Source organism: Imperialibacter sp. EC-SDR9, from assembly GCF_902498805.1.
Taxonomy (GTDB): Bacteria; Bacteroidota; Bacteroidia; order Cytophagales; family Cyclobacteriaceae; genus Imperialibacter.
Genome location: NZ_LR701637.1, coordinates 721,543 through 748,166, shown reverse-complemented (window position 1 = coordinate 748,166; position 26,624 = coordinate 721,543). Strand labels below are relative to the sequence as shown.

27 protein-coding genes are annotated in these 26,624 nt (G+C 45.5%); 10 read left to right on the top strand and 17 right to left on the bottom strand.

The window, feature by feature from the left end; translation table 11 throughout:
- Window position 1: 1 nt before the first annotated feature.
- Complete coding sequence (locus GC130_RS28420) at window positions 2-1,078, top strand: hypothetical protein (protein WP_152001749.1); 1,077 nt, start codon at window positions 2-4, stop codon at window positions 1,076-1,078.
- Complete coding sequence (locus GC130_RS28415) at window positions 1,075-1,692, top strand: LysE family translocator (protein WP_152001748.1); 618 nt, start codon at window positions 1,075-1,077, stop codon at window positions 1,690-1,692. The genes GC130_RS28420 and GC130_RS28415 overlap by 4 nt, the downstream gene beginning before the upstream one ends.
- Here GC130_RS28415 and GC130_RS28410 read toward each other — a convergent pair.
- Window positions 1,679-2,872 (bottom strand): DUF4105 domain-containing protein, encoded by a 1,194-nt coding sequence (locus GC130_RS28410; protein ID WP_152001747.1) that lies wholly within the window; start codon window positions 2,870-2,872, stop codon window positions 1,679-1,681. The two genes, GC130_RS28415 and GC130_RS28410, sit on opposite strands and share 14 nt — an antisense overlap.
- Before the next feature lie 74 nt (window positions 2,873-2,946).
- Here GC130_RS28410 and GC130_RS28405 point away from each other — a divergent pair, with 74 nt between their 5' ends.
- Window positions 2,947-3,972 (top strand): radical SAM/SPASM domain-containing protein, encoded by a 1,026-nt coding sequence (locus tag GC130_RS28405; protein WP_152001746.1) that lies wholly within the window; start codon window positions 2,947-2,949, stop codon window positions 3,970-3,972.
- A 4-nt stretch (window positions 3,973-3,976) separates the two neighbouring features.
- Here the strand turns inward: GC130_RS28405 and GC130_RS28400 are convergent, their stop codons facing one another.
- The 12 genes from GC130_RS28400 to GC130_RS28345 all read right to left on the bottom strand — a co-directional run bounded on the left by GC130_RS28400 (window position 3,977) and on the right by GC130_RS28345 (window position 14,506).
- Window positions 3,977-4,138, bottom strand: a complete 162-nt coding sequence (locus tag GC130_RS28400) for a FeoB-associated Cys-rich membrane protein (protein WP_226940640.1) — start codon at window positions 4,136-4,138, stop codon at window positions 3,977-3,979.
- A 34-nt stretch (window positions 4,139-4,172) separates the two neighbouring features.
- Entirely contained in the window at window positions 4,173-4,970 is a 798-nt protein-coding gene (locus tag GC130_RS28395) for an inositol monophosphatase family protein (RefSeq protein ID WP_152001745.1), read from the bottom strand.
- 7 nt (window positions 4,971-4,977) lie between these two features.
- A complete protein-coding gene (gene rsmI / locus GC130_RS28390; RefSeq protein WP_152001744.1) occupies window positions 4,978-5,652 on the bottom strand; it encodes a 16S rRNA (cytidine(1402)-2'-O)-methyltransferase in 675 nt (224 codons plus the stop codon).
- Window positions 5,653-5,886 (bottom strand): 4a-hydroxytetrahydrobiopterin dehydratase, encoded by a 234-nt coding sequence (locus GC130_RS28385; protein WP_152001743.1) that lies wholly within the window; start codon window positions 5,884-5,886, stop codon window positions 5,653-5,655.
- Between the two features lie 6 nt (window positions 5,887-5,892).
- Window positions 5,893-6,591: a class I SAM-dependent methyltransferase gene (locus tag GC130_RS28380; RefSeq protein WP_152001742.1), complete on the bottom strand. Its 699-nt coding sequence runs from the start codon at window positions 6,589-6,591 to the stop codon at window positions 5,893-5,895.
- A 1-nt stretch (window position 6,592) separates the two neighbouring features.
- On the bottom strand, window positions 6,593-6,853 hold the full coding sequence (locus GC130_RS28375; RefSeq protein ID WP_152001741.1) for a DUF493 family protein: 261 nt from the start codon (window positions 6,851-6,853) through the stop codon (window positions 6,593-6,595).
- Between the two features lie 74 nt (window positions 6,854-6,927).
- Entirely contained in the window at window positions 6,928-9,036 is a 2,109-nt protein-coding gene (locus tag GC130_RS28370; RefSeq protein ID WP_152001740.1) for a peptidylprolyl isomerase, read from the bottom strand.
- Between the two features lie 71 nt (window positions 9,037-9,107).
- Window positions 9,108-10,394: a hemolysin family protein gene (locus GC130_RS28365; protein WP_152001739.1), complete on the bottom strand. Its 1,287-nt coding sequence runs from the start codon at window positions 10,392-10,394 to the stop codon at window positions 9,108-9,110.
- Between the two features lie 234 nt (window positions 10,395-10,628).
- Window positions 10,629-11,162: an LPS export ABC transporter periplasmic protein LptC gene (gene lptC, locus GC130_RS28360; protein ID WP_152001738.1), complete on the bottom strand. Its 534-nt coding sequence runs from the start codon at window positions 11,160-11,162 to the stop codon at window positions 10,629-10,631.
- A gap of 55 nt (window positions 11,163-11,217) precedes the next feature.
- Window positions 11,218-12,522: a lipopolysaccharide assembly protein LapB gene (locus GC130_RS28355; RefSeq protein WP_152001737.1), complete on the bottom strand. Its 1,305-nt coding sequence runs from the start codon at window positions 12,520-12,522 to the stop codon at window positions 11,218-11,220.
- Window positions 12,523-12,534: 12 nt separating this feature from the next.
- Window positions 12,535-13,800 carry a hypothetical protein gene (locus GC130_RS28350; protein WP_152001736.1) on the bottom strand — a complete coding sequence of 422 codons (1,266 nt, stop codon included), beginning with the start codon at window positions 13,798-13,800 and terminating at the stop codon, window positions 12,535-12,537.
- Window positions 13,787-14,506 (bottom strand): type III pantothenate kinase, encoded by a 720-nt coding sequence (locus GC130_RS28345; RefSeq protein WP_152001735.1) that lies wholly within the window; start codon window positions 14,504-14,506, stop codon window positions 13,787-13,789. The genes GC130_RS28350 and GC130_RS28345 overlap by 14 nt, the downstream gene beginning before the upstream one ends.
- 47 nt (window positions 14,507-14,553) lie before the next feature.
- Here GC130_RS28345 and GC130_RS28340 point away from each other — a divergent pair, with 47 nt between their 5' ends.
- Together GC130_RS28340 and GC130_RS28335 are read left to right on the top strand one after the other, a co-directional pair.
- Entirely contained in the window at window positions 14,554-15,645 is a 1,092-nt protein-coding gene (locus GC130_RS28340) for an anhydro-N-acetylmuramic acid kinase (RefSeq protein WP_152001734.1), read from the top strand.
- A gap of 370 nt (window positions 15,646-16,015) precedes the next feature.
- A complete protein-coding gene (locus GC130_RS28335) occupies window positions 16,016-17,536 on the top strand; it encodes a sodium:proton antiporter (protein ID WP_152001733.1) in 1,521 nt (506 codons plus the stop codon).
- Between the two features lie 15 nt (window positions 17,537-17,551).
- Here the strand turns inward: GC130_RS28335 and GC130_RS28330 are convergent, their stop codons facing one another.
- From GC130_RS28330 to GC130_RS28320, 3 genes are all read right to left on the bottom strand, one after another.
- Window positions 17,552-18,871, bottom strand: a complete 1,320-nt coding sequence (locus tag GC130_RS28330; protein WP_152001732.1) for an aspartate kinase — start codon at window positions 18,869-18,871, stop codon at window positions 17,552-17,554.
- Between the two features lie 15 nt (window positions 18,872-18,886).
- On the bottom strand, window positions 18,887-19,363 hold the full coding sequence (ribH, locus tag GC130_RS28325; RefSeq protein WP_152001731.1) for a 6,7-dimethyl-8-ribityllumazine synthase: 477 nt from the start codon (window positions 19,361-19,363) through the stop codon (window positions 18,887-18,889).
- 70 nt (window positions 19,364-19,433) lie between these two features.
- Entirely contained in the window at window positions 19,434-20,153 is a 720-nt protein-coding gene (locus tag GC130_RS28320) for a tol-pal system YbgF family protein (RefSeq protein ID WP_152001730.1), read from the bottom strand.
- A gap of 200 nt (window positions 20,154-20,353) precedes the next feature.
- Here GC130_RS28320 and GC130_RS28315 point away from each other — a divergent pair, with 200 nt between their 5' ends.
- The gene (locus tag GC130_RS28315) at window positions 20,354-21,445 is read left to right on the top strand and encodes a family 20 glycosylhydrolase (protein WP_152001729.1); all 1,092 of its coding nucleotides are present in this window, start codon (window positions 20,354-20,356) and stop codon (window positions 21,443-21,445) included.
- 11 nt (window positions 21,446-21,456) lie between these two features.
- Window positions 21,457-22,635, top strand: a complete 1,179-nt coding sequence (locus GC130_RS28310; RefSeq protein ID WP_193218048.1) for a DUF5009 domain-containing protein — start codon at window positions 21,457-21,459, stop codon at window positions 22,633-22,635.
- Window positions 22,636-22,713: 78 nt separating this feature from the next.
- On the opposite strand, the gene pdhA is transcribed toward GC130_RS28310, so the two are convergent.
- Complete coding sequence (gene pdhA, locus GC130_RS28305) at window positions 22,714-23,745, bottom strand: pyruvate dehydrogenase (acetyl-transferring) E1 component subunit alpha (RefSeq protein ID WP_152001727.1); 1,032 nt, start codon at window positions 23,743-23,745, stop codon at window positions 22,714-22,716.
- A gap of 130 nt (window positions 23,746-23,875) precedes the next feature.
- Between pdhA and GC130_RS28300 the strand changes: the two genes are divergently transcribed.
- From GC130_RS28300 to GC130_RS28290, 3 genes are read left to right on the top strand one after another with little or no spacing between them, the layout of a single operon-like run.
- A complete protein-coding gene (locus GC130_RS28300) occupies window positions 23,876-24,997 on the top strand; it encodes a DNA replication/repair protein RecF (protein WP_152001726.1) in 1,122 nt (373 codons plus the stop codon).
- A gap of 11 nt (window positions 24,998-25,008) precedes the next feature.
- Complete coding sequence (locus GC130_RS28295) at window positions 25,009-25,317, top strand: DUF721 domain-containing protein (protein ID WP_152001725.1); 309 nt, start codon at window positions 25,009-25,011, stop codon at window positions 25,315-25,317.
- An 11-nt stretch (window positions 25,318-25,328) separates the two neighbouring features.
- Window positions 25,329-26,474, top strand: coding sequence for an AraC family transcriptional regulator (locus GC130_RS28290; protein WP_152001724.1), 1,146 nt, complete (start codon window positions 25,329-25,331; stop codon window positions 26,472-26,474).
- Window positions 26,475-26,624 lie beyond the last annotated feature (150 nt).

Below are 26,624 nucleotides of genomic sequence, written 5' to 3'. Positions count from 1 at the left end.
TATGCGTCAAAGCAGCTGGCAGCTATTCAAAAGAAAGCTGTTTGAAGTGCCCTTCTTTATGAAGCTCTTCCATTGGGAATTCTGGCCATTTAATGTCGTCTACTTTCCCGTGTTCGTTTACTACGCTTTTCTGGCCGTCAGGGCCCGATCAATTTTTTTCTTTTCGGCGGCCAATCCAACTATCGAATTCGGCGGGATGCTTGGCGAATCAAAAGGCGATATTTTTAATCTCATCCCGGAAAAATACATCCCCACGACAAAGTGCTTCCCTCCTTCCTCCTCTGCCACGGACATTACCACCTGGATGGAAGCAACTAGCCAAAATTACCCGATTTTGCTCAAACCCGACATTGGGGAAAGGGGCTGGATGGTGAAAAAAATAGACTCCCTGGCTGACATTGAGCAGTATTTGAGGAGCGTCAAGGTCAATTTTCTGGCCCAGGCTTACGTTCCGTATCCAATTGAGCTGGGACTGTTCTACTACAGGTTTCCCGGGGCCAAAAAAGGCCGCATTTCGTCCATCACCCGAAAGGGCCTGATGGCGGTGACTGGTGACGGTAAAACCACCGTGCGCAGCCTGCTGAAGTCCAATCTTCGAGCCCGTCTTTATGTCAACGACTTCGAAGAAAAGTATCCGGAAAAAATGGACATGGTGCCGGGCAAAGGTGAAACTATTGAAGTGGAGCCAATCGGAAATCACTGCCGGGGCACAACCTTTCTAGACGACACAAAACTGGTGACAGAGGCGCTGGAAGCTACCTTTGATGAAATTGCAGCTTCTATCCCCGGATTCCATTTTGGCAGGTTTGACCTTCGGTGCCAGTCTTACGATAAGCTGGAAAGGGGTATCAACTTCAAAATATTAGAATTGAACGGTGCCGGTGCCGAGCCGGGCCACATCTACCAACCAGGGAGGTCTATTTGGAAAGGCTATAGAGACATTCTCCATCATTTGAATGTTTTGTGTAATATTGCCATCCAAAATCACCGATTGGGGGTGCCGTATACCCCATTTAAAGAAGGGCTTCGTTTCATCAAAAAAGTCAAAGCCTACAATCGGTTAAAAGAGAGTGAATGAATCTACTCTGGCTATTTGTAGTTGGTTTTGTTTGTAGTTACCTCGGATCGATTCCCCCGGGCGTTATTAATGTCAGTGTGCTTCAGTACGGGCTGCACGGACACCGATCCCTCGGGCTGCGGTTCGGCCTGGCAGCTAGCCTTGTCGAGTTTGTTTACGCTGCTGCCACTGTCCGTTTCCATATTTTTCTGACAGAGAATACCTCCTTCACAGAAGACTTCGAACTGGTGTCTGGGATTGTTTTAACTATTTTAGGAGTCGCCAGTTTACTGAGCTCAAACAAGGCTCCCTCAGAAAAAGCTGTTGAGGAATCGCCCAGGGCTTTTAGAAAAGGCCTGGTAATTGGCGTTACCAATATTATGGTCATTCCATTCTGGCTGGCGGTAACGGCCTACCTGCAAAGCAGGAGTATCGTGATCATCAAAGGCTCCGATTTATTCATATACGTGGCAGGTATTTCAGCCGGCACTTTTGCCTTGATGGCCAGCGTTGCCTACTTGTCAAACCGCTTCCAAAAGGTGGTGGAAAACCGGAAAACCGTCAACAAAATCCCCGGTATTGTTCTTCTCACGATGGGGCTCTACTCTTTTTACAACTGGTTCATGATGTCCTAAAGGCACTCTTCCTCCAGAAGATAGCTCTTAAACCCAGCGTCAGCATAATTGGCACCAACGCCAGGTGCAACATTTGCGGCAAAAAGCTCCATGAAACTATGACAAGAGCAAGTAGCACCGCTGCTGAAAGTAGGTAAGTACTTAGCCAATTCGGGGGACTATTTTTGAATGCATAAAAGGCGACAAATGCATGCACCGGAAATGCCCAAAGCAGATTGAAATTGTACTGCGAGATATGATCCGTGGCAAACCACAAAAACAACAACAGAATTCCCACTACCCCTACCACAAAAAACAAAGTGAAGTCAAGCCACTTTCTCCGCTTGCCTGCCTTCCACTCTTGCTGTGTAGAAAAACCAACCAGCATAAATACGAGAACAAACACAATGGTGGGGGTAACCAGAGAGGCCTGCGATTCTCCTTCCTCTATTGGCATAAACACCACCTCAGTATCACTCACAAGGGGCACTGTGCTATTACGTCTCTTAATGGTCGCCCCTGCAAAAGCCTTTTGAATATATTCAGGCAGGTACATGTACTGATAGCCAGTGGCTACCTTATCGATGCCTGTGCCAAGGCAAATATCAATGCCCAAATCACCCCAGGGCTGCTGACCGAGGTTCATATCCATTAGCTGACGGAAGGTCAGATCTTCAGTGACGTAAGAATAGTCAAACGTGATCCGGTCTTTGAAAACCGTTTCCAGCACGTCTCTGATTTTAGTGGCGCAGTTGTCGTAAACGTAATTGTAGTAGTAATCCCTGTTTTCTGGCTTGTTGTTCTCCACCAAAAAAGCATACAGCTGGTGTTTTTCGCTGACTGTCAGGTTGAGGTTTTGCTCCACAATCGACCTATTCTCTTCTATATAGGCCTCCTTGAAGTCTTCATACCGGTTGACTCCCAATTTGTAAAGGAGCTTCCCTCTGGCAAAGTTTAAGTAGAAATTAGGCTGATTGAAGCTGAAGATACCATAATTGAACACCAGGTCGATCCCGGTTTTATGATCAAGCACCCGAAATGCACTGTGGCCAAAAGCAGTGTACAGTTCTACCTGCGAAGGGCCCATGGTCATTACAGATACCGTGGTACTGTCGCTTATAAAGGGTGGTATTTGTGCCCGGCTTTCTGAAAAGCCACTTCCTCCCAATAGGAGGAGGCTGATTAAAACGAACTTTTTCATTAATGTCAATTTAGAACATCTCTGATTTAGGATGTAGCTGATTAGACACTAAATTTACTTGAATTTATTCAACAATGAACCTGGCAACATTCAATGATAACATAAGGCTGCTCAACAAATTGAGCTGGCGCAAGGCTGTCAATGGCGGCAAGCTGCTGGGTAGCTTCCTGGTGAGTAAGCAGCTAGGCAAGGCACATCACAGCGGGCTGCCAATTAGCCTGGCCATAGAACCTACTACAGCCTGCAATCTGCGTTGTCCTGAATGCCCCAGCGGACTGAGGTCATTTAGCCGACCAACGGGAAAAATTGCCCTGCCATTCTTTAAAAAAATCATTGATGAAGCACAGAGTCATTTGCTCTACCTCACCTTCTACTTTCAGGGAGAGCCTTATCTTCATCCTGATTTTCTGGAAATGGTGAGTTATGCACACCAAAAGAAAATATACACTGCAACCTCCACCAATGCACATTTCCTTTCGGACGAAATGGCCAGAAAGACTATTGAGTCAGGCCTCGACAGGCTGATTATCTCCATCGACGGAGCCACGCAGAACACCTACGCTTCCTATCGAAAAGAAGGCAAACTCCAGGAAGTAATAGGCGGAACCAAAAGGCTAGTGAAGTGGAAAAAGGATTTAGGCTCAAAAACCCCACATTTGATCTTTCAATTTTTGGTAGTCAAACCAAACGAGCATGAAATTGACGAGATAAAAGAACTGGGGAAAGAACTTGGTGTTGATGAGGTTCGGTTCAAAACTGCCCAAATTTATGACTATGAAAATGGATCTCCGCTAATTCCCACCATCGAGAAGTATTCCCGATACAGTGAAAATGGAGAGGGGAAGTGGTCTCTGAAAAACGTCCTTCGCAATGAGTGCTGGAAAATGTGGCACTCAGGAGTAATTACCTGGGATGGGCAAATGGTGCCCTGCTGCTTCGACAAAGACGCAACCCATTCGATGGGGAACGTTTCGGAAAATTCAATGGCCGAGATTTGGAGGGGAGCGTCGTACAATCGATTCAGAAACGCTTTGTTGCGGTCAAGAAAAGACATCGACATTTGCAAGAATTGCAGCGAGGGCGGAGCAGTCTGGGCCTGAGTTTTTACTTTTGAGCCGTTTCTTTCAGGGCCTTCTGGATGTCGGCTTCGCTACAGCCACAGCCTTTGGCACACCCCTTGTCAACTTTCAGGCTCAGATAAATCTTTCTCCCCAGGAATACGACGGCACCTGCAAATAATACCCCGATGATAATTGTTTCGATCATTTCAGTAAGTCAACGGTAGTATTGCTGCTGAAGTTCAGTCTAACCAGAATTTCTTAATCGTACCAAGCAGCTCGCTTTGTATGCCACAGCCAGCTATAAGCTCCCGGCCGAATATGTAGTTGTCGCCCCCTTTGAAGTCCGTAACAGTACCGCCTGCCTCCGTTACAAGTAAGACACCCGCTGCAACATCCCAGGAATTCAGGTTGAACTCAAAAAACGCTTCAAAACGGCCGCACGCAACATAGGCTAGGTCCACAGCCGCACTGCCCATCCTTCTGAGCCCATGAGAAGACTTCATCAATTCATTAAGAATATTCAGATAGGGCATCATCTTTCCAAAGTCGTTGTATGGAAAGCCAGTGGCGAGCAAAGATTCATTTATTTGTGTAGCCTTTGATACACTGATTGGTTTCCCATTGCAAAAGGATCCTTTTCCTTTTATGGCGTGAAAGCACTCGTCTCTGTTTACCTCATACACTACCCCCAGAATCGCTTGCTTGTCTCGTACCAACGCCAGGCTCACAGAGTAAATAGGAAGGCCGTGCACAAAGTTTGTGGTGCCGTCAAGCGGGTCTATCACCCATTGTAAGGATTGCTCTGAGCTGGCCACGGTTCCTTCCTCGGTAATAAAGCCAGCTTCCGGCAGCACTTCTCTCAAGCGCTCTACGATCATCTCTTCGCACGCCTTGTCAACATAGGACACCAAATTGTTGTGTCCCTTTAGTTCTATCATGTCAGGAGTAAAGCCTTCTGCTTCTTTTTTCAAAAATTGCCCGGCTTCCTTACTGATGGCTATTACGTGGTGAACAAGTGTTTCTAATGGTATTTCCATCGTGTTATTACTTTCCTGATACGACGATCACAATTTCCCCTTTGGGTGGCTTAGCCTGAAAATGAGCCAAAACCTCCGTTGCGCTTCCGGTAATGGTTTCTTCGTAGAGCTTGGAGAGCTCCCTGCTAACCGAAACCATCCGATCGCCGCCAAGTAAGGTAACAAACATTTCAAGAGTTTTTACCAACCTGTGTGGTGATTCATAGTAAATAACTGCCCTTTCTTCTTCCTTAATGGCTTCTATTTTGGACTGCTTACCCTTTTTGTGAGGAAGAAAACCTTCGAATACAAATCTATCGCAAGGAAACCCACTTTTGACAACTGCAGGAATGAGCGCCGTTGGGCCTGGCAAGCAATCGATCACAATGCCTGCACTTATCGCCTCCCTCACTATCAGGTATCCGGGGTCGGAAATGCCGGGAGTCCCGGCGTCAGAAATCAACGCCATGCTCTCACCTGCTTTCAACCTTGCCACAAGGTCACTTACTACTTTATGCTCATTGAAAATATGAAAGCTCTTAACCGGTTTACTGATTTCAAAGTGCTTAAGTAAAACACCGGATGTGCGGGTATCTTCCGCCAATATCACATCCACCTCCCTCAATACCCTTAAGGCTCTGAGAGTGATGTCCTCCAGGTTGCCAATGGGCGTCGGAACCAGATATAGCTTCGCTGCCGCCATCTATTTCAAGAGCGCATCTATCACGCTCGCAAGCTTCCTGTCCTTCTCAGTCACAGTATTGCCCGCACTGTGGGTGGTCAACTCTATGGTCACCTTATTATAAACGTTGCTCCAATTAGGGTGGTGATCCATTTTCTCTGCTTCAATGGCTACCTTTGTCATAAACCCGAATGCTTCAACAAAATTCTTGAAGGTAATTTCTCGTGCAAGTTTGTTGTTCTCTTCTGTCCACATAACATTTTATCTTTTAGTGGCGGTAATGATGTATTGGTAGGGTAGCGTCTTCGCATCTACCTCTTTTATAGTAAACCCCACTGCCTTCAATTCGTTCACGAGTTTTTGGCTCGAAATCCAAAAATTATCAGGCGGCGTTACCGGAGACCGCTCGGGCTTGAAGTCAACAATCACCAGTTGCCCCCCATCTTTTAGCCCACTCCTTATTTCTGCAAAGTACTTCTTCCTCTCCGGCAAAAAAGAGGCGGTATTGACTATGAGTACTCCGTCAGCTTCGTTCAACGCAATGCCGGGGGTTTCCGGCACTGTCTTTCTCGTCTCTATCCCACCTACGTTTGTTGGCAACTTCGTAGCCTCCTCTTCTATGTGATGCAAAAAGTTGTCGTCAATATCAATAGCTATCACATCGGCCCCTGATGCGGCCAACCTAAGAGTGAAATAGCCTGCTCCAGCACCAATATCGGCAATTTTCTTCCCCCGGGTATCACCAAACTTCTGTATGACCTCGTCAGGCTTTTGCCAGCTGTCCCGATCCGGATCTTCAAACTCATCAGAAAGCAAGTCTCCCCCGCCAACAGCAACACTCTCTGTTCCAACCACGTCCTTTTTTTGGCCTGACTCATCATTGTTAGCTGTCTCTCCGCCACATGACGTCAATACAATGCCTACACTCGTAATAACCAGGAACCGTTGAAAGCCAATCATATTACAAAGATATAACGCCCTCCACCGACTTCACAGTAACATAGACTTCAACCACTTCCTCGCTCGACTCAACAATCTTTTCCAAAGTCAAACTGGTGTACCGGTTATTGCTGGAGCTCCGCAAGCTTAGTTTTCCAACAGGGAGCAAACTTTCCACATCAGCAACTTTTTCGCTTGGAACAATAAATTTGAAGATATAAGCGCCTGGAAATGTGTGCTCCTGTTCCAGCTTCTCCTTGAAAGAAACGATTTGCGGGTCCATTCTTGCGTGTTGTAAAAGAAAAAAGGAGTTACCAAAAAATATCGGCAACTCCTTTCTTTAACTTCTAAATATTATCAGAAAAACTTATAACGCTCATCTTCTATCTCGGCAAACTCCCGAATAGCCTGCGATAAGCTAAATGATATTCTCGACTGACGACGCTGACTCAGTTGATCTCTGAATGTGCTGAAATCTGCCACTTCTGGAGCCTCTGTGATAGAAACAGTTTCAACTATTACTACTCCATTGTCTGCCTTCACCACACCTGACCTTTCGCCCGCTGCCAGCGCAAATGCCTGTCCAACAGCTTCAGGTGCGTTACCCACACCTGTAAGTGCGTTGGCGCTTAGCTTCAAATCGCTCATTGTATACACTGTGGCGTCAGCTCCCATTTGCTCGCTGATTTCATCCAGTGTGCCCGTTTTAGCTTTGAGTTTATCAGCAATTACAGCCGCCTTCTTTTCGTCCTTTACCTTTTTAGTAATGTCGTCCCTCACAGCACTCAGCTCTACGAGTCCTTTTGGCTGCTCCCCGGTCATGGCTGCCACTATATACTCGCTATCCAGCTCATAAACCTCTGATACTTTGCCCACACTGCCGTCGTTGAATAACCAGATGATAATTGTTCTGGCATCAGAAAGGCCGCCGAAACGGCGAGCATTTGGTGCTACTCCCTTCGCTTCTTCTACTTCAAGGCTCTTTTCTGCAGCATTGGCCCGGAACTGCTCCAGATTTTCGCTGCTCAATGCAAACATGTCTGCATCACGGTACGCCATATTGCGGGTATCATCGCTGGCAATAATTTCTTTCTCGATAGTAGCTACTTTGTAGGTAGTGTTTGTTTTTACAGCAGTTACCTCTATGATATGATAACCGAAATCTGTCTCAACTACGTCATTCAGTAGACCCGTTTTTGAAGCATCAAATACAGCCTTCTCGAATGGCTCAACCATGCGGCCTTCACCAAACCAACCCAAATCACCACCTCTGGTAGCGGTGCCGTCAGTTCCGTGAATACGAGCCATTTCGGCAAAACTTGCACCCTTTTTTATTTCACTTAGAATCTGTCTGGCTTCTGCTTTGGCTGCGCTTTTTGCTGCCTCACTCTCATCCTCTCCTTTGAAAAGGATATGATTCGCACGAGCATAGCCGGTTGTGCCTTCCGCTTTCTTGGATAGCTTGTAGATCGTGTACCTGTCATTGGCTAAGATTGGACCGATGATGTCGCCTTCTTGCATCGTTTTAATGGTGTCGTTCAATGACGCTGGTAGCTGATCAGGTGTGTATGTTCTAAAAGGTGTTTGTGCATCAGAGTTGGCTCTGGCGAAAAGCGAGTCGTTCTTCGACTGAGCCAATAAACTTTTAATCTCGTTAATCTCTTCGATCACCGCAGCTGTATCATCAGCGGAAGCGATGATAGGGAAAGAAATGTACTCAAGAGACCGTGAGAGCTCTCTTTGGTATTGGTCAGCGTTGCTCTTCAAGTACGCCTGCAGATCAGCGTCGGTTACGGTAACAGAAGAATCGCTAACGGTGTAATAAGGGACGTAAAGGTATTTTACCTCAGCGATTTTATTGGCTTGAGTATATTCCCTCTTAGCCTCCTCCTGAGTAACATAATTAGTTTGGAGAAACAAATTGTCAAACTTCAGCATTAACCTTGCCGGAGCCAGAGTACCCTCAAAATTGTACCACGCTGCCTGCTGTTGTGCGGGCATAGCGCTAAGATTCTGCAAATACGTGATGATCTGATCTTTGTCAAACTGGCCAGTTTCAGGGTTGGTAAACGCCTGAACGATTTCGGGGCTGATGTTATTACCCTGAACCATATCAACAACTTCTTCGTCAGATACAGTTATTCCCAGCCCGGCGAACTCTTCTTCATAGGCATACTTGTTGACCAGCAAATCCCACGCTTGCTGTCTGATGGAGTACATGTCGTCACCACTAGGGCTTCGTCCCTGACTCATTTGAAAGTTGAACGAAAGTTCATCTACCTTGCTCTGAAATTCATCAAGCTTAATAGTGGTGCCATTAATTTCGCCTATCTCGTTCGTATTGCCGCCCAACAAGGTCGAGTTTGGGCCAAGCAAATCTCCCCCTACTACGAATAGCCCCAACCCAACAGCAATAATACCTACTGCCAACCCAGTTCTCTCTCTTATTTTATTAATGAAACCCATATCGTCGTTTTTAGCGAGCCGCAAAATAATATCATTCGAAGCTAAAATCAAAATGGAGGTTCGAGGTTTTACTAGCCCCTATCTTCCTCATTTTGAACCGTTAGCTTCACTCTGTCAATCCTGTTGTCGGTTTTTGAATAAACGGTGATCACGAAAGGGGCGACCTCTATAATGTCGTTTACTTCAGGAATGTTTTCGTTCACAGAAAGTATCAGACCGCCGAGCGTTTCGTAATCTCCCACCGGCAAGTTCAAATCGTATCTATCGTTGAGGTAATCAATCTCAAGCCTCGCACTTAGTATGTAATTTCTTTGGTCGATTTTTTCTTCTACCAGATCCTCATCGTCATCGTGCTCATCGTTGATCTCTCCAAAAATTTCCTCAATGATGTCTTCCATACTTACGATACCCGATGTCCCTCCGTACTCATCTACCACCAATGCAAGGCTCTTTCTTTCGGTCAGGAACTGAATCATCAGCTCATTAACAAGAGAAGTTTCGGTAACGATAATGATTGGCGTTAAAATCGACTTGATGTCCTTCGGCTTTTTGAATACCTCAAGCGAATGACAGTACCCTATCACTTCGTCAATCGTGTTCTTATAAATAACAATTTTTGAATGTCCACTTTCAATAAAAGCATTTTTTAGTTCCTCTATCCCATCTTCAATGTCAACGGCCACAATCTCCGGGCGTGGAACCATACAGTCTCTCACTTTAACCGTCTTAAACTCAAGGGCATTATTGAAAATTTTCGCATCAACCTCCCTGTTGTCATTCTGGTTCTCGCTTGTCGACAAGTTTTTCAGGTAATTATTGAGGTCAATCAGTCCAAAAATGGGCTTGTCCTCAGAGTACTCGAACCTAAGTATTTTTGTTATGACAAACTTGGATGAAAGAACGATGATGAATACAAAGGGGTAAAGCACATAGTAAATCATCAAAATTGGTACTGCAAACAATGTGAGCAGCCAATCTGGATTGATCATAAAAATACTCTTGGGCGTATATTCGGCCGTGATGATCACTATAAAAGTTGAAAGCAGGGTTTGAATTAGCCCCACCGTCACATCGTTCCTCAAAGAGTCCGGAAGGCTTGTCGCCAGCCAGGGCTCGAGCAGCCCGGCCATGTAGTACCCATACAATACCAACGAAATAGTGTTCCCTACAAGCGTCGTGCTTATAAACTGGGATGGATTTTTTACAAACCGGGTTAAAATTTGTCCTGAAATAGCTCCCTGCTTACGCAGCAGTTCGATGTGAAGTCGATTGGCAGAGACAAACGCAATTTCTACACCCGAAAAGAAGGCTGAAAAAGCCAGGCAAACAAGAATAATTATGACTTGGTTTGGATCCATTAGCTTTGAAAGCCTCTATTGCCTTGCAAAGAAGAAGAACAAATCTTGTTACCCGACTTGCCCTTGAAATGTTTATTTCGGTTTATCATTTCACAAATTTATACAAAAGTAGCAGACAAACACTGATCATTAGGATCCAGTATGAATGCACCAGACCGACGGTCATCGTTTGATGAACGCCGATAATCAAAAAACCAACACTGAGTGTCAGCAATATAATACCCCAACCTTTCTTCATTGCGGGTCATCTATAGTCAACGTTCCTGTTGGCTTGGTGATGGAATAACTTGAAAAATCCTGGCGGGCTGTCATTCCTTCTCCAGTATGGATTTCGCCTTCAGACCTAATAGTAACAAATTTATCAGTGAAAATCTCTTCTTTTATTGGGGTCCAGTACAACTCTTCTGTGTTTAGCTCGTCTCCATCCAAAAGGCTGATAACAACCACATTCCCCTCTGCCTTGTAAAGGTTCTCCTTGGCATTTTTCTCTCCTCTATCGGCTCTCAGGGTGGATGACTTAGTGCCATCTTTCTCAAAAAACTCAATGTAAACACCGTCAGGAAACTCTCTGTCGCCATTCTCGAACTCAAATTGCGTTGGTGCTTCCAGCCTGATTCTTACTTTAGCGGAGTCGCTAAACAAGGTGACCACGTCTTTGATCTCCATGACAGGCCCCTCGTAGAGCGGCATGTCCGACATGTCTTCCTTTTTTTCGCAAGAAAATATAAGAAGAACAAAAGAAATAAGATAACCTAAGCAGACTCTCATATAAATAAAAAACGGTCGCTGCGTTACAACGACCGTCTCAATTAGGTTGTTATCCTTATGCTGGTCTTCTTTGTAAGGTAACAGATTCCTGTACCCAGCAGCCAACACTTAGGACGTCTCCCTCTTTCATGCCTTCCTCAAATATCTCTCCGATAGACGGAAATTGTTCTTTTGCTTTCTCCATGCCCTGGCTATTGCCGGCCTTCTTGTACATTTCATAAGCTGCAATGAATACCGCTCTGTCTTTTACTTTACTTTCTCCACCACGACAGTCGTCATAACTTGCCAGGTAAAGGTTGCCAATCAGCGTGTAAGCATCGGAAAATGAAGGATCCATGCTAAGTGCCTTCCGTGCGTTGGCACGGGCTGACACTTTCTGACCATCAGCAGCGTTAATTTTAGCCATGTCATAATAGATTTCAGCCTTCTTCTGGTTGTCATCTGCCAATTCCACTGCTTGATTGTAGTATTTAAACGCTTCTTCGTTCTTTCCTTCAGCAGCTAGCTTCTGAGCAATTACCTTGGTCAGTGAATATGTTGGCTCTTTTTCGTTAACAATCTTACTAGATGTCATGAAAAGAGGACTGTCGGTACACTTGCCGGTCAACTGAAGCTGTAAAATTTTCTTGGCCAATTTAAGATCTGTAGGGTCTGCCTTCAGCTTAGGCCCAAGGTTGTTTTCTACAAATTCGCAGTCAACGGTTACGGTAGCTGTAAGCAACTTGTCAATGTTTTCCGCAATTTTTTCGATCCTATCCAGGTTCTTGCCCGTAGCCTTTTTCAAATCGATAATGGCCATGATCTCGTCATAGTAGTCAAGCACCTGCACGTCCGTGATAGCACCGCCTGTTAGCTTAAAGCGTCTAACCACGTCCATGAACGCAAGCAAGTTGTTATCGAGTGTGTTCACTCCATTAAGTTCATACACCTTTTCGAACATCTTCATTAAGTCCGGGTATTTGGCCTTGTTGTCTTTGTAATACTTGTAGGCTGTGTAACCTTTTCTGTTTAGCACGTCCCCTTCGTTTCCAAAATACTGGATGCGCTTATCATACATTGACAGCGCTTGCTCCTGATATTGAACTGTTTTAGCTGCATCAGGCTCATTGTCGGCTAATCCCTCGTAAATCTTGGCTCCATTAATATACAACGACTCATTTAAGTCAGGAGCATTCGCCAACAACCAATCGAGGTGAGGCAATGCCGCTTTGAAATTATCTTGCTTTAGGAAGTCTGTGTAGAGAGCGTTTTTCTCTTCTGCCGTTGCTCTGTCTTCAGGCCAATTCCAACCCGGCTGAGCAACCGCTACCAGCTGGACACCAAGGAAAAACAGCAAACTGAAAATCCACGTCTTTTTCATGATTACTTAGTTTTAGTCATATTTACGTCTAACGAACCAACCTCTGTCATTGATGGTTGCTCCAATATATATCTGAATGTAATTCTCTTTTATCAAGTTATCCGTCACACTACCTCTTCTCCCGATTTTGGCCGCCACATCAAAACTTGACACACCCATTGGGAAAGATGACCCAAAGTTTATGCCAAAGTCAGTAACGTCATTCCCATTGGCCAAGTAGGGCAACCTCTCCCAAGCGGCCCCTAACCGGAATGTTGTGCGTGCCAAATAGCTATCCACGCTGCTAATATCGGGTGTATATTCTCCTCCTAAAACCAATTTTAGCCCTTTTTGATAAGTGGTGCTAACTATTTCAGGAGACGGATTCTCATTCCATTCGGAAATCCTTGCATCAAAGCCAACTGTAAATTTATTAAGATTTTCGAACGAAACGCCAAATCCCAGTTTTTTTGGCAAATTAAATGCAACTGATTGATCCAGAATCAGTGTATCGCCGGGTGTGGAGCCGCCTGTACTTCTTCTTTCAAGCCCGGCAAATCGAGTACCTGAAATAGATGAAGGAAGATCGTATACAACACCCAGGTTGACTGCTGTTCTTTCAGTCAACTTTTGTTGGTAGTGAAGACCTCCTCCAAATTCGAAATCTGCGTAATTGATTTTCTCTTTATAGGCGGTGGTGTAGTTGGTGCCACTGGTAAGCCCCAGCAAAAACGTTTCTGCCGACTTGTTAAACTCTCCAAAAACAAAGGAGCCACGAACGCCGAGCGAAAGTCCTTTGTATATTTTGAATCCATTAGAGAAATACGCCTTTGAAAGACCACCGTTTCCCTTGAAAAGATAATCTACCTGAGTAGTGGAATTGTTCACGTTGGCGGTGTAGCCAATGTTGTAGTTCATTCTGCTTAATGGCACCAGCCCAAAGCTGGAAGACCATTTGCCTGATACAATTGGGAAAGCATAGGCAAAATAGGCGAGGTTAGCACCCCCATTTCTATCGCTGCCGTTTGAACTGGACAGCGTCCTAATATCCGCAGCTACACCCATTTGGAAAGTGGACATCAGGTTCTGGGTAAGCATAGCCGGGTTCATCCCATTGATGTGAAATACCGTTGGCGTACCTATGCCCAGGTCGCCCATGGCAAATTGATTCGCAAAACTCCCCTCTTTGATGTCACCTATGCCATATAGCGTGAATGGTGAAAGTGTAACTTGTGCATAGGAAGTGGCACAGCAAAACAATGCTACCCAGCCCGTAATAACCAATCTAATTCCTCTCATTGTGCCTTAAAATACTGTTGAGTCCGATGAGGACCAATTCGGAGCGTACAAAGATGTGGTGTTTTATATTAGATTCAAAAAAATTACTCCCACCACCACACATAATCACCTGCAAGTCTGGCAGCAAACCAGAGAACCTCTCTATCATGCCTTCAATTTCTGCCAGTGTCCCGTGCAATACCCCATTGATCATTGATGTTTTTGTATCCTTTCCCGGCAGATCAACCCATTCGGGATGCTCTATAAACGGTAATCGGGCCGTAAAGGTATGCATTGATTTTAGTTTCATCTCTACTCCGGGAGAAATAGCTCCACCTTTATAGTAGCCATCGCTGGTGATGATGTCATATGTAATGCAGGAACCCACGTCTATTACCAGACAGTTCTTTCCCCTATAAAGATGGAAAGCTCCCGCTACTGCCGCTATTCTGTCGGTCCCAAGGGTATCTGTACTGCTGTAGTCAAGAAAGATTGGGAGCGGTAGCAGATGGGTCAATTTGACAACTTTATATTTTTCAGACAGTTCCTTCCCCAGGTTGCTTACGTCTTTGCCAACGGAGCTTACAATCACCTCCGACACCTCCTCCCCTTTGAGGGCACCCACAATAGCTTCAAAAGCCACGCTTGTTTTCAGCTTAATAAGCGAGTCATTTTCAAAAAAACCTATCTTGCACCTTGTGTTACCTATGTCAATAGCGGCGGTCATAGTACAGTAAACAATTAGTCGGCGATATTACCTATATAGATGCAATTATGGAAAAAGAGTTTCTTGTGATTGGCCTTATGTCGGGGACTTCTCTGGATGGGCTCGACGTGGCAGCGTGCAGATTTCGGCATGAAAAAGACAAGTGGGGTTATTCCATCGAGGCGGCTGAATCAATGGCTTATGAAGACGAAATGCAGCAGAAGCTCAAAGGCTCTGTCACACTGTCGGGGCTTGACCTGTCCTTGCTTGATGTCGAGCTCGGAAAATTCTTCGGCACCAGTGTACATGCATTTTGCAGAAAGCATGATCTTAAGCCACTATTTGTTGGGTCGCATGGTCACACCGTGTTTCATCAGCCTGAGAAACTTCTTACGCTTCAAATAGGCAATCCTGAAGCCATCAGCCATTTTTCTCAGCTACCGGTCATTGCCAACTTCCGACTTCAAGACGTCCTGAGCGGTGGACAAGGTGCCCCTCTGGTTCCCTATGGCGAGCACCACCTTTTCCCTGCCTACAATGCCTTTCTCAATCTTGGTGGCATAGCCAATGTCGCCTTGCACAGTCAAAACACCATGAAAGGCTTTGATACGTGCGCCTGCAATATGGGGCTCAACCACCTGGCGGGGAAGCTTGGGATGAGCTTCGACAAAAATGGTGAAGTGGCAAAAACAGGATCTATGAATGATTCACTTTTTCGATCACTCAACAAACTTGATTATTTTCAGCAAAAAGGCCCAAAATCTCTGGGGTACGAATGGTTCGAGCAAGAAGTAGCACCTTTACTTGACAACAGCAACACACCTGTGAAAGATGCCCTCCACACTTTCACTCATCACATTGCCTTTCAGGTGAATAACGGAATGGATGGCCTTGGATCTTCTACGGAAAAAGTAATGGTAACAGGTGGCGGTGCGCTAAATGGGTTCCTAATGGATGCACTTAATCGTTATGGCAAAGGAAGATTTACCTACGAGGCGCCGGATCGAAAAACTGTTGAGTTCAAGGAAGCATTAGTATTTGCCTTTCTTGCGTTGCAAAGGTTTCTCGGGCAACCCAACGTTTCTTCGCAAGTGACTGGCAGCAAAAAAGATGTGTCAGCGGGAAGCTTGCATGGAAATTTTAAGGCGTCGATACAATAGCTAAAACAAGTACACCGCATCTTGTTAGCTCCATCAGTCACTAGTGGTGTTGGAAGTGCCAGTCACCCGGGTAGTCATTTCTATTTAGAATAGTAGATAGTTTTTACCTATCTTATGCTCGACGGAGATAAAAATCTGGTAGCGGAAGCTGTGTTGATACACCGTGTTTCCAAGCTTATCGGGGCGCTCTCTTTCGAAATCATACCAGCTAAATAATCACGGTCAACAAATACCTAAAACTTCTTTTGAAATCGCACTAAAACAACTTATTTAAGCAGGAATTAACCAAGTGTATAAATAAGAGGAGCTAATTGGCAAAGCGGTACCGCCGCTCCTCCAGAACCTAACACTCTACTTTGATCGGCCTTTAATGAAAAAAATTGCAATATTTCTGTGCCTTAGTGTCGCTCTTATAACGGGCGTTTTTGCCAACGACGTAAAGGCAAAAGCATTGCATGAAAACAATGAGGTGGCAGCCAATATTGCCTTGAGCGACATTGCCGAAGAAACCCCTGGCACAGCCGAGGATGGGCATGCTGAGGAAGGAGAGCACCCGAGTGCACCCGGTTGGCTGGTGATTCCTTTCGTGCTGCTACTTTTGATGATTGCCACCGGGCCGTTGTTCTACGAGCACTTTTGGCACAAAAACTATCCAATTGTAGCTGTTTCGCTGGCTATACTAGTGGTGCTCTACTATCTGTTTGTGTTGCACAACGTGCACAATCCAGTGCACGCTCTGGCGGAATATATTCAATTCATAGCCTTGCTGACTGGCCTTTTTGTGGCAAGTGGGGGTATCATGATCAATGTCGACAAAGAGGCAAAACCACTGACTAATATAATTATTCTGCTTGTCGGGGCCGTCATCGCCAATATCATTGGCACCACCGGGGCTTCCATGCTGTTGATCAGGCCGTTTATCCGGCTGAACAAGAATAGGATCAAGGCCTACCACATCATCTTCTTTATTTTCATGGTAAGCAATATTGGTGGCTCTCTCACTCCTATTGGAGATCCGCCGCTGTTTTTGGGATTTTTGAAAGGGGTCCCCTTCTTTTGGACACTATTGAACAACAGCGTTTCATGGGTCTTTGCGCTTGCTTTCCTGGCCGGGATTTTTTACTTAATCGACAGAAACAACAAAGCGGACTATAGCTTCGGCGAGGATCCTCAGGATTTCACCAATAAGGTAACCGTAGTCGGTGCCAGAAACTTCGGCTGGCTTTTGGTTATTATTCTTTCTGTTTTCCTTGATCCGAATGTGTTAGAATGGGTTCCGGCCATCCATTACGAGGGACAGAAATTTTCTTTCATTAGGGAAGTCATTATGCTTTCCGCTGCCTTCCTTTCATTCAAGTTTGCAGAGAAAAAAGCACTGGAGGGCAACGACTTCAACTTTGAGCCTATTAGAGAGGTCGCCTTTATCTTTATAGGAATCTTCGGCACCATGATGCCCGCTCTTGAGCTGGTGAGCAATTTCGCTCAGTCCGAGGCGGGTGCTCCACTCATTACCCATAATTCACTTTACTGGGGTACCGGTGCGCTCTCGGGCTTCCTGGACAACGCTCCTACGTATCTTAACTTTCTAACTGCAGCCATGGCTGCCAAAGGAGGAGATATTGGGCAGGTCAAAGATGTGGTGGCGTTTGCCGCTGGTGGCACTTACGCTGACTCTGTCCTTGCGCTCAAAGCAATTTCAATTGCCGCAGTGTTCTTCGGTGCCATGACCTACATAGGCAACGGCCCTAACTTTATGGTGAAGTCGATAGCCGAGCAAATAGGCATCAAAATGCCATCTTTCTTTGGCTACATACTGCGGTTCTCGATTCCGATCCTCCTGCCTCTATTCTTAATCGTATGGCTGATATTCTTCTATATCCACCCTGTTTGAAAAAAGAATCAGGGATTATAAATTGAATAATCCCTTGTTCAAAACTTTCAGCGCTTCTGTTTTGTAGATGGTGTCGATAAGCAGGGAAATATTGTTTTTGCTTCCACCGTACGAAATCATTCTGACTGGTATGTCTTCAAGCGAAGCGAAGATATCTTTGCCTACGCCCTTCTTGTCGGCAACAAAGTCACCTACAATACACACAATCGACTGGTTCTTGTCTACCTCAATGGTGCCGTAGGGCTTCAGCTCTTCGATGATCTCGTTCAGATAAGTAGGCTCGTCTATGGTGAGAGACACAGCCACCTCCGACGTCGTGATCATGTCGATAGAAGTTTGGTACTTTTCGAAAACCTCGAAAATTTTCCTAAGGAAGCCGTAGGCCAGAATCATTCTGGTAGACTTGATTTTGATGGCTGTGATGCCATCTTTGACAGCAATGGCCTTGATGGCGTCTGGATTTTTGTTAGATGTAATCAAGGTTCCCCGTGCAGCTGGATTTAAAGTGTTTTTCAAACGAACCGGTACATTCTTTTGCTGCGCCGGAAGAATGCAGGTAGGGTGCAGGATTTTTGCTCCAAAGTATGCCAGCTCACCGGCCTCTTCGAACGATAACTCTGCAATAGGCATTGTATTTTCAACAATCCTCGGGTCGTTATTATGCATCCCGTCGATATCCGTCCAGATTTGAACCTCCTCCGCTTTGATGGCCGCCCCGATGAGGGTAGCGGTATAGTCGCTTCCACCTCTTTTCAAGTTGTCGACACCGCCAGAAGAGTTCCGGCAGATGTATCCTTGCGTAACAATTACACTTTTATCATCAATGCCTGCCAAAATTTTCCTCAGCTTTTCGGAAATCAAATCAAGATCGGGCTCTCCATTGTCTTTAAGGTACATGAAGTCGAGTGCTGAAAGAAACACAGCCGGCACCTTAATCTCATTGAGGTACTCATAAAAAAGACTGGTCGAAATAATCTCCCCCTGAGCCACGAGAAGCTTGTTGGCTTTGCCATAAAAGGGCTGCTTTACAAGCGTTTCTATCTGCTGGAAGTACCTGTCAATTACCTCTGTTCCCTTTTGCTTGCCTTCCTCAGTTGCGTAAAGCTGTTGCACAAAGTCAACATACTGAGCATAAAGCTTTCTTGTTCTGTCAAGTGCCCCCTCAATATGGCCATTGGAGAACTCATCAGAAATCGCAATGAGTTCATTGGTGGTGCCTGATACCGCACTAAGAACGACCAGCTTCTGGCCCGGCACACTCATCACAATGTCCTTCACAGAATGCATCCGCTCAGGCTTCCCAACTGATGTACCTCCGAATTTTACTACAATCATTGTTACTAGATAGGTTTAAAATCCAAGCATTTTAATAGCCGTAATGGCTGCCTCGTCACCTTTGTTTCCGTGCTTTCCGCCAGCTCTTTCCAATGCTTGTTTCTTATTATTGGTGGTTAAAACTCCAAAAATTACGGGCTTATTGTACTTCAAGCCGACCTCCGTAATGCCATTGGCTACAGCCTGGCATATAAAGTCGAAATGCTTTGTTTCGCCCTGTATCACGCAACCCAGGCTGATAACAGCATCAATGTCTGCCTGCTGAGCCAGCCACTGAGAAGCCAGGCTTAGCTCAAAACTGCCGGGTACGTTCTTCCTGATTATATTGTCTCTGTTTACCCCGTGCTTTACCAACACCCCGTAAGCACCCTGAAAAAGCGCCTCTGTCACTTCTTCATTCCACTCAGAGACCACTATCCCAAATTTCTTTTTGCTTACGTCCCCAACGTTGCTGCCGGAGAAACTGCTCAAGTTCTTTTCTGAAGACGCCATTTTTTGGTTTTTAGAAACAAAAAAGGGATAAAGCTATCTTTATCCCTCCTTCTGCCGATGTTTTCATCAACTATTTTGAAGCGAGGGCTTCCAGTCTGGCCTTGTGTTTCTTGGCGTCCTGGTACTCAGCTGCTCCGTAAAACTTATCTACTATCGTTGTGTAACACTTCAGTGCTGCACTTAAATCTCCTTGTCTTTCATAAGCAATCGCCGCTTTGGTCAAATACACAGGCGTAAACTGCTTGTTCGGCTTATAGTCTGATGCTTGCTGATAGTAGTCTGCTGCGTTCTTGTAGTCCAACTGCTCCATGTAAGCATCTCCAATGAGTGAGTAAGCTCTGGCCTGCACCAAATCGTCAGATGCGCCAAAGGCCTTCAGGTAACGAATAGCTGATTCGAAATCACCCATTTTCAGGTAGGTGGCTCCAGTATAAAAGTTCGCCAGGTTGCCGGCCTTCGTGCTACCGTACAGGTCAATGATGTCAAGAAAACCATAGTTGTTTCCGTCACCATTCAGGGCCTGTCCAAGACTGTCAGCCTCGAAGTAGTACACCGCCTGAAAAAGCTCCTTCTGGGCTGTAGTGTTTTGGTTCGACTGATAGTAGTTGTAAAATATGAACCCAGTGACTCCCAAAATAATAACAGCGCCTATGGCAAATACCAGCTGCCTGTTCTTTTCAAGAAATTCTTCTGTACGGGTGAGTTGCTCAGCTAAAGCTTCAGGGCTTTCCAACAAATCATTTCCGTGCTCTTTACCCTTTCTAGCTGACGCCTTTTTAGTCTTCGCCATTTATCCTAATCTTTTGAGGTCGCAAAGATATATTTTTTTCGATAAAATAAAGACTATCAGCCATTAAACAACCACATTATTTTAACCCCCCTATTTATCGCAGCTATTACCACTCATCACCTTTCCAGTGAATTGTGTGCGCAAACACCATAATATTTTTAAATTGTATGGTGACACATTATCTGCTAAAGAACACCACTATGAAAAAAATCGCTTTTCTTTTTATACTCAGCCTGGGGAGCATTGCCAAGGCTCAGCCGCTGGATTCCATCATGCCGGTGCGGGGGCTGGCGATAGTTGCGCCCAGCTCCAAAGGCCTTGATCGCTTCATCAAATTCATGGAAAATGAACTAACGGCCAACCATGTAAACACTTTGGTGTTGAGGGTTGACTGGAAGTATCAGTACAAGTCTTACCCAAAGCTTGCCGACAACGATGGCTTGACCAGGGAGGAAGTTAAAAAGCTGGTGGCGGCTGCGAAACGGAGCAATATTGAATTGATCCCACAGATCAACCTGCTAGGGCATCAATCGTGGGCAAGCACCACCTATGCCCTGCTGACAGAGTATCCTCAGTTTGATGAAACTCCTCATGTAACGATGCCGGAAAAGTATGAATGGCCAAACCCTGACGGCCTCTACTGCAAGAGCTATTGTCCATTGCATCCCGATGTGCATAAGGTAGTTTTTGATCTGGTAGACGAAATAATGGAAGTGTTCGAGGCAAAAACTTTCCACGCTGGCATGGACGAAGTATTTTATATAGGCGACGACAAATGCCCTCGCTGCAAAGGCAAAGACAAGGCAGAGCTATTTGCAGGAGAAGTGACTACTATTAGAAATCACCTGGCGCAAAAAGGGAGAAAGCTGTGGATTTGGGGAGACCGACTACTGGACGGAAGCGATACCGGCTTGGGGATGTGGGAAGCAAGCATGAACAACACGCACAGGGCGGTCGACCTGATTCCCAAAGATGTGGTCATTTGCGACTGGCATTATGAAAGGGCCGACCCAACAGCGGCCTATCTGGCTATGAAAGGTCTCTCGGTAATCACTTGCCCATGGAACAGGCCGGAGCCTGCCAAAAAGCAAGTAGCACAGACACTAGCGCTAAGAGAAAACAGCAGTAAAGTACTGAAGGAAAGATACCTGGGTATGATGCACACTGTATGGAGTGGTGCCGACGGCTTTATCGACAAATACTATGAGCTAAAGGAAAAAGGCACCTCGGAAGATGGTCAGGCCAATTGTTTTAATGCTATGTTTTCGGCGATTAATAGTCAGGTACAATGACGCTAACGGCTATGAACAATCGCATCGCCTCTATAGATATTTTCAGAGCGCTTACCATGCTGCTCATGATTTTTGTGAATGACCTATGGTCGCTCAGTGAAGTGCCGGAATGGATGGGCCACAAAGCAGGTAACGAAGACGGCCTTGGGCTGGCCGACGTGGTGTTTCCAGCATTTCTTTTCATAGTAGGTCTTTCGGTACCCATGGCCATTAAGGCACGCAGGGCCAAGGATGAAAACAATACTGAGGTGATTATCCACATCGCTAAAAGAAGCCTGGCCCTGATTGTGATGGGGGTAATGATGGTGAATCTGGAGAGCATCAACAAAGAATTAATTCCCATCTCAAAGCAAGCCTGGCAAATCCTGATGGCTATTGGGTTTATTCTCATTTGGAACAACTATAAAGACAAAAAGGCCTTCGGTAAAGTGCCTGAGTGGGTGATGCAGGTAGCAGGCATCGGCATTCTTATAGCCCTGTGTGCCATATATAAAGGAGGGCCGACAGACAATCCTGTCTGGATGAAGACTCATTGGTGGGGTATTCTTGGACTCATTGGTTGGTCATACCTTTTCTGCTCAGTTATTTATGTATTTGTAGGTGATAGAATACTTGTCATATCAGCAGTTCTAGTAGCCTTCTATCTATTCAATATCCACCAGATGAATGGAATACTAGGAATTCTTCCAAAAGGATTGCTGGTAGTAAGTGCCTCCAACCACGCCAGTGTGCTCAGCGGCGTGTGGGTAAGCCTTATGCTCACTTATTTTGCTCAAAAGAACAAACTGAGCCTCTTTCTAACCGCCTGTTTGGCCTTTGCTGTTATTTCTCTGGCTTTTGGCTTCATTACCCGCCCTGAATGGGGAATTTCTAAAATCAGGGCTACACCTTCCTGGACGGCCATCTGCGCTGGGATAAGCACCATTTCGTTTACGCTGGTTTATCTGATTGCCGACGTGTGGAAGAAGACGAATTGGGCTGGCTTTCTGGCACCAGCGGGAAGAAGCACACTCACCTGCTACCTGGTGCCCTATTGGTTCTACCCGATCTTTATGGTCACGATTGCAGCCTGGCTTCCCGAATTCGCCACAGTTGGGGCCGTGGGTCTTATCAAAACATTGCTGTTTTCTCTACTGGTTATCTACATAACCAGTTTACTGGAAAAAGTCAATATCCGTTTAAAAGTGTAAGTTTCATTCATTATGTAAAAGAAAGAGCTGCCTGATGGGTAGCTCTTTTTGCTTCTATGACCAATGATCAGTACTATGCTACTCCATCAAATAAGGGTAGTCTTGCTGAGCATACACATCTTTTAACGATTCTGACGGATCAGGCCAGCCTGAGTCCTCGGAGAACTGGACGGCTTCAGCTACCTGGTCCTTTATTTTGTCATCGATCTTGTCAAGATCAGCCTCCTTAGCGATTTTCTTATCGAGTATCAATTGGCGAACCTGCTCAATGGGGTCTTTTGCTTTATACTCTTCCAGTTCCTCTTTGGTGCGGTACTTGGCAGGGTCAGACATTGAGTGTCCTTTGTAACGGTAAGTCCGAAGTTCCAACAGGGTGGGGCCATCGCCCTTTCTGGCACGCTCGGCTGCTTCAGCAAATGCATGGTGCACATCGACTACCGACATGGCATCCACAGGGAAGGAAGGCATGTCGTATGCAGAACCCAGTTTATATAGCTCCGTTACGTTAGAAGTACGCTGAACAGATGTACCCATTGCATAGCCGTTGTTTTCAATAGCGAAGATCACTGGTATCTTATAAGTCATCGCCAGGTTGAGCGCTTCGTGGAAGGCGCCTTGCCTTACAGCACCGTCGCCCATGTACGTTACACACAGCTTGCCAGTTTTTTGGTATTTTTCAGCAAAGCCAATCCCCAAGCCTAGTGGAACCTGTGCACCAACGATCCCGTGTCCCCCGAAGAAGCCTTTCTCTTTGTCAAACATGTGCATGGAGCCTCCTTTGCCTTTCGAAATACCGGTTTCTTTACCGTAAAGCTCGGCCATGATGGTTTTAGGGTCGGATCCAAGGCCAATTGGGTGGGCGTGATCACGGTACGCTGTGATATACTTGTCGCCTGTTTCCAGGGCAGAAATAGCGCCCGCCACACAAGCCTCCTGGCCAATATAAAGGTGACAGAAGCCACGTATTTTTTGTTGACCGTATAACTGTCCCGCCTTCTCTTCAAATTTCCTCATCAGTTGCATGGTTTCATACCAGAACATGTAGGTCTCATTCGAAAAGTTGTCCTTCGCCGTTGCTTTTGCCTTCGCCTTATCTTTTACACTAGCCATTATTGGAAATATTTCTGTGTCTACGAATTGTAATATTACTTTTGGGATGTTGTGTTACCCTGCCCTGGAAATCAGCTGGCAGTTTTAACCCCCGCAAAATAAGTAAATTGCCTTCATTCAACAAAAGTAAATGTATCTGAGTAACCTGCACCTTGAGTCGTTCCGAAATTACCAGTCACTTGCTATTAACTGCTCAAGGGGTATAAATTGTTTTGTGGGGAAAAATGGCTCAGGAAAGACGAATTTGCTGGATGCAATCCACTATTTGTCGATGACAAAAGGGTCGTTGAATAGTGTTGACAGTCAGAATATTAGGAAAGGCGATCCGCTTTTTTTTATAAAAGGCGAATGGAAGGCTGCAAAAAAGGGTGCTGGAAAGGGCGAACAGGTGCAGGTAGCTTTTCAACCGGGGCAGAAAAAACTCATCAAAGTGAATCAAAAAGAGTACGAGAAACTGGCTGACCACATAGGTCGCTTTCCCGTGGTGTTGATCGCCCCCAACGACACAGACTTGATAAGGGAAGGCAGCGAAGGCAGGCGGAAATTCTTCGACAGCATCATTTCTCAACTGGATGCCAGCTACCTCGAAAACCTGATGGTGTATCACCACTACCTTAAGCAGCGGAACAGCCTGATGAAACAGTACGGTGAAACCAGAAGGCTGGACAAAACGCTGCTAGCAGTGTATGATGAGCATTTGATGAAGTCGGGGCAATTGATATTCGATAGCCGACGAGGCTTCACCGAAAAGTTTGAGGCTTTGTTCAGTCCCCGCTACCAATGGCTCTCTGGTGGGGCCGAGCAAACCAAGGTGGTGTACGTTTCTGAGCTTTCCGATGCCTCGTGGAAGGAAAACTTCAAAAAGGCGATTGATAAGGACATGGCCTTGCAAAGAACCACTTTTGGCATCCACCGGGACGACTTTGAGTTTTTGCTGGAGGAAGAACCTGTGAAAAAGTTTGGCTCTCAGGGCCAGCAAAAGTCTTTTGTGATCGCTCTGAAGCTTGCCCAGTTCGATATCACAAGCCAGGTAAAAGGATTTGCGCCCATCCTACTACTCGACGATATATTTGACAAGCTTGATGACGATCGCATCAAAAAATTGATGGAACTTGTGGGAGAGGACGATTTCGGGCAGCTGTTTGTAACGGATGCGAGACCAGAACGAACCATGACGCTTTTTAAAGGGCTGAAAAAAGACAAGAAGCTCTTCAAAGTGGAAGAAGGAAAGGTAGAGGAGATTGAGTTTTAAGATTGGAAGTTATGTACAAAAAGAAGGACGATAGAAAAAACGAGTCGCTGGAGCTGAAGGATGTAATCAGGGAAATGCTCCAGAATTACCATATTGAGGAGAAATTTGATCACACCAGGCTGCTTGCTTCCTGGGAACGACTCATGGGTAAGCCTATTGCCAGCCGCACCTCCAAGCTTTTTGTAAAAGACAACGTGTTGTTCGTGCGTCTTACGTCCGCCCCACTCAAAAGCGAGATGAATTTAAACAAAGCCAAGGTACTCGACATCTTCAAGAAGGAGTTTGGGGAGAAGGTGTTGAAGGATATTGTGTTTCAGTAAAAGGAAGAGCGGTGGATATAGTTTTAAATACTCTTCTACCCATCATTATCTTGCAAGTATTGCTGCTTGCCTTTTTTCTCTTCGCCCTTAAAAAAGGTAAAAAGCTAAGCAATCGACTGCTCGCCTTATTCTTTCTGTTTTTGGGAATCAATTTTTCCGACGGCCTTATCGGCCTTACCGGCTTTTACCAACAATACCCGGCCATTGCCCACCTCGAAGACGGGTTTGCCTTATTGCTCGGTCCTTTGCTATTGTTCTACACCCGGTCAGTAGTTTATGAAGGGTTTCAACTGAAAACTTCCCACCTGCTTCATCTCCTTCCTTTTATAATTATCACAATTACTTTTCAGGTCTTTTATCACTCTTACAGCCAGGAAGAACAACTTTTCATACAAAAATCTATCGCCGACCGACAGCTGCCTCCGGGCTTCTATTTCTCAGTAGCTTTAGTTTATGGCCATGTTTTGACCTACTTCTTTCTGGCACTGAAGGGAATCAGTTTCTATCAGCAGCGAATCAAAGACCTTTTTTCATCCACTGAAAAAATCAGCCTTGCCTGGCTACGCTTCCTCATACTGACCATGACAGGCATTCTATTATTTTCCCTCGTGAATGTGATGGCTCCATATGCAGGGCTTGACGCCTGGTTTCAGCCCACCTTTGCCATAGTGGTGGGGCTCTTTTTTCTTTTCGTGAATGCTGTCGTTTTCAAAGGCTTACAACAACCTGAAATATTCGCAGGGCTTGAAAAAAAGGACACTGCCAAATACACAAGCTCATCTCTTGGGAGCGAAGAAAAACAAGCACTGAAGGACAAACTGATTCAGCTGATGGAAAATGAAAAACCATACCTGGATCCAGAAATAAGTCTTGAGCAGCTGTGCGCAAAACTGGACGTGGCCCCCAGGAAACTTTCTCAAGTGCTGAATGAGCTGTTCGGTCAGAACTACTATGACTTTATCAATTCTTACCGGATCAATGAGGCGATGACCATCCTGTCCAATTCACCCGACTCAAAGCTTACAGTACTGGAAGTTCTCTACGAGGTCGGTTTCAATTCCAAGTCGTCGTTCAACACCATCTTCAAAGAAAAGACGGGAACCACTCCTTCTTCATTTAGGAAAGAAGCTCTTCAGAAACTGGCCGCTTCAACCTGAATAAAAAAGCTTCGGATTTCTGTCCCGGCAAAAAAACATTTAGTAGCCTGGAAGTGGGAGTAACCTTTTGCAATTTTTTTGAAAAAGCGTTCGACTTCCGGCAGTCGGTCGTGGGAGTGAGTACAATATGTCTCCTTTGTTCAAAAAACA

Bases quoted from the DNA above. Each gene is read 5' to 3' on its own strand.
- GC130_RS28300 (WP_152001726.1), top strand. From the start codon at position 23,876: ATGTATCTGAGTAACCTGCACCTTGAGTCGTTCCGAAATTACCAGTCA.
- GC130_RS28330 (WP_152001732.1), bottom strand. From the start codon at position 18,871: ATGATTGTAGTAAAATTCGGAGGTACATCAGTTGGGAAGCCTGAGCGG.
- GC130_RS28295 (WP_152001725.1), top strand. From the start codon at position 25,009: ATGTACAAAAAGAAGGACGATAGAAAAAACGAGTCGCTGGAGCTGAAG.
- GC130_RS28400 (WP_226940640.1), bottom strand. From the start codon at position 4,138: ATGATCGAAACAATTATCATCGGGGTATTATTTGCAGGTGCCGTCGTA.
- pdhA (WP_152001727.1), bottom strand. From the start codon at position 23,745: ATGGCTAGTGTAAAAGATAAGGCGAAGGCAAAAGCAACGGCGAAGGAC.
- GC130_RS28405 (WP_152001746.1), top strand. From the start codon at position 2,947: ATGAACCTGGCAACATTCAATGATAACATAAGGCTGCTCAACAAATTG.
- GC130_RS28310 (WP_193218048.1), top strand. From the start codon at position 21,457: ATGAACAATCGCATCGCCTCTATAGATATTTTCAGAGCGCTTACCATG.
- GC130_RS28375 (WP_152001741.1), bottom strand. From the start codon at position 6,853: ATGGACCCGCAAATCGTTTCTTTCAAGGAGAAGCTGGAACAGGAGCAC.
- GC130_RS28370 (WP_152001740.1), bottom strand. From the start codon at position 9,036: ATGGGTTTCATTAATAAAATAAGAGAGAGAACTGGGTTGGCAGTAGGT.
- GC130_RS28385 (WP_152001743.1), bottom strand. From the start codon at position 5,886: ATGTGGACAGAAGAGAACAACAAACTTGCACGAGAAATTACCTTCAAG.
- GC130_RS28365 (WP_152001739.1), bottom strand. From the start codon at position 10,394: ATGGATCCAAACCAAGTCATAATTATTCTTGTTTGCCTGGCTTTTTCA.
- GC130_RS28335 (WP_152001733.1), top strand. From the start codon at position 16,016: ATGAAAAAAATTGCAATATTTCTGTGCCTTAGTGTCGCTCTTATAACG.
- GC130_RS28320 (WP_152001730.1), bottom strand. From the start codon at position 20,153: ATGGCGAAGACTAAAAAGGCGTCAGCTAGAAAGGGTAAAGAGCACGGA.
- lptC (WP_152001738.1), bottom strand. From the start codon at position 11,162: ATGAGAGTCTGCTTAGGTTATCTTATTTCTTTTGTTCTTCTTATATTT.
- GC130_RS28380 (WP_152001742.1), bottom strand. From the start codon at position 6,591: ATGATTGGCTTTCAACGGTTCCTGGTTATTACGAGTGTAGGCATTGTA.
- GC130_RS28315 (WP_152001729.1), top strand. From the start codon at position 20,354: ATGAAAAAAATCGCTTTTCTTTTTATACTCAGCCTGGGGAGCATTGCC.
- GC130_RS28350 (WP_152001736.1), bottom strand. From the start codon at position 13,800: ATGAGAGGAATTAGATTGGTTATTACGGGCTGGGTAGCATTGTTTTGC.
- GC130_RS28395 (WP_152001745.1), bottom strand. From the start codon at position 4,970: ATGGAAATACCATTAGAAACACTTGTTCACCACGTAATAGCCATCAGT.
- GC130_RS28345 (WP_152001735.1), bottom strand. From the start codon at position 14,506: ATGACCGCCGCTATTGACATAGGTAACACAAGGTGCAAGATAGGTTTT.
- GC130_RS28420 (WP_152001749.1), top strand. From the start codon at position 2: ATGCGTCAAAGCAGCTGGCAGCTATTCAAAAGAAAGCTGTTTGAAGTG.
- GC130_RS28415 (WP_152001748.1), top strand. From the start codon at position 1,075: ATGAATCTACTCTGGCTATTTGTAGTTGGTTTTGTTTGTAGTTACCTC.
- GC130_RS28410 (WP_152001747.1), bottom strand. From the start codon at position 2,872: ATGAAAAAGTTCGTTTTAATCAGCCTCCTCCTATTGGGAGGAAGTGGC.
- GC130_RS28340 (WP_152001734.1), top strand. From the start codon at position 14,554: ATGGAAAAAGAGTTTCTTGTGATTGGCCTTATGTCGGGGACTTCTCTG.
- ribH (WP_152001731.1), bottom strand. From the start codon at position 19,363: ATGGCGTCTTCAGAAAAGAACTTGAGCAGTTTCTCCGGCAGCAACGTT.
- rsmI (WP_152001744.1), bottom strand. From the start codon at position 5,652: ATGGCGGCAGCGAAGCTATATCTGGTTCCGACGCCCATTGGCAACCTG.
- GC130_RS28355 (WP_152001737.1), bottom strand. From the start codon at position 12,522: ATGAAAAAGACGTGGATTTTCAGTTTGCTGTTTTTCCTTGGTGTCCAG.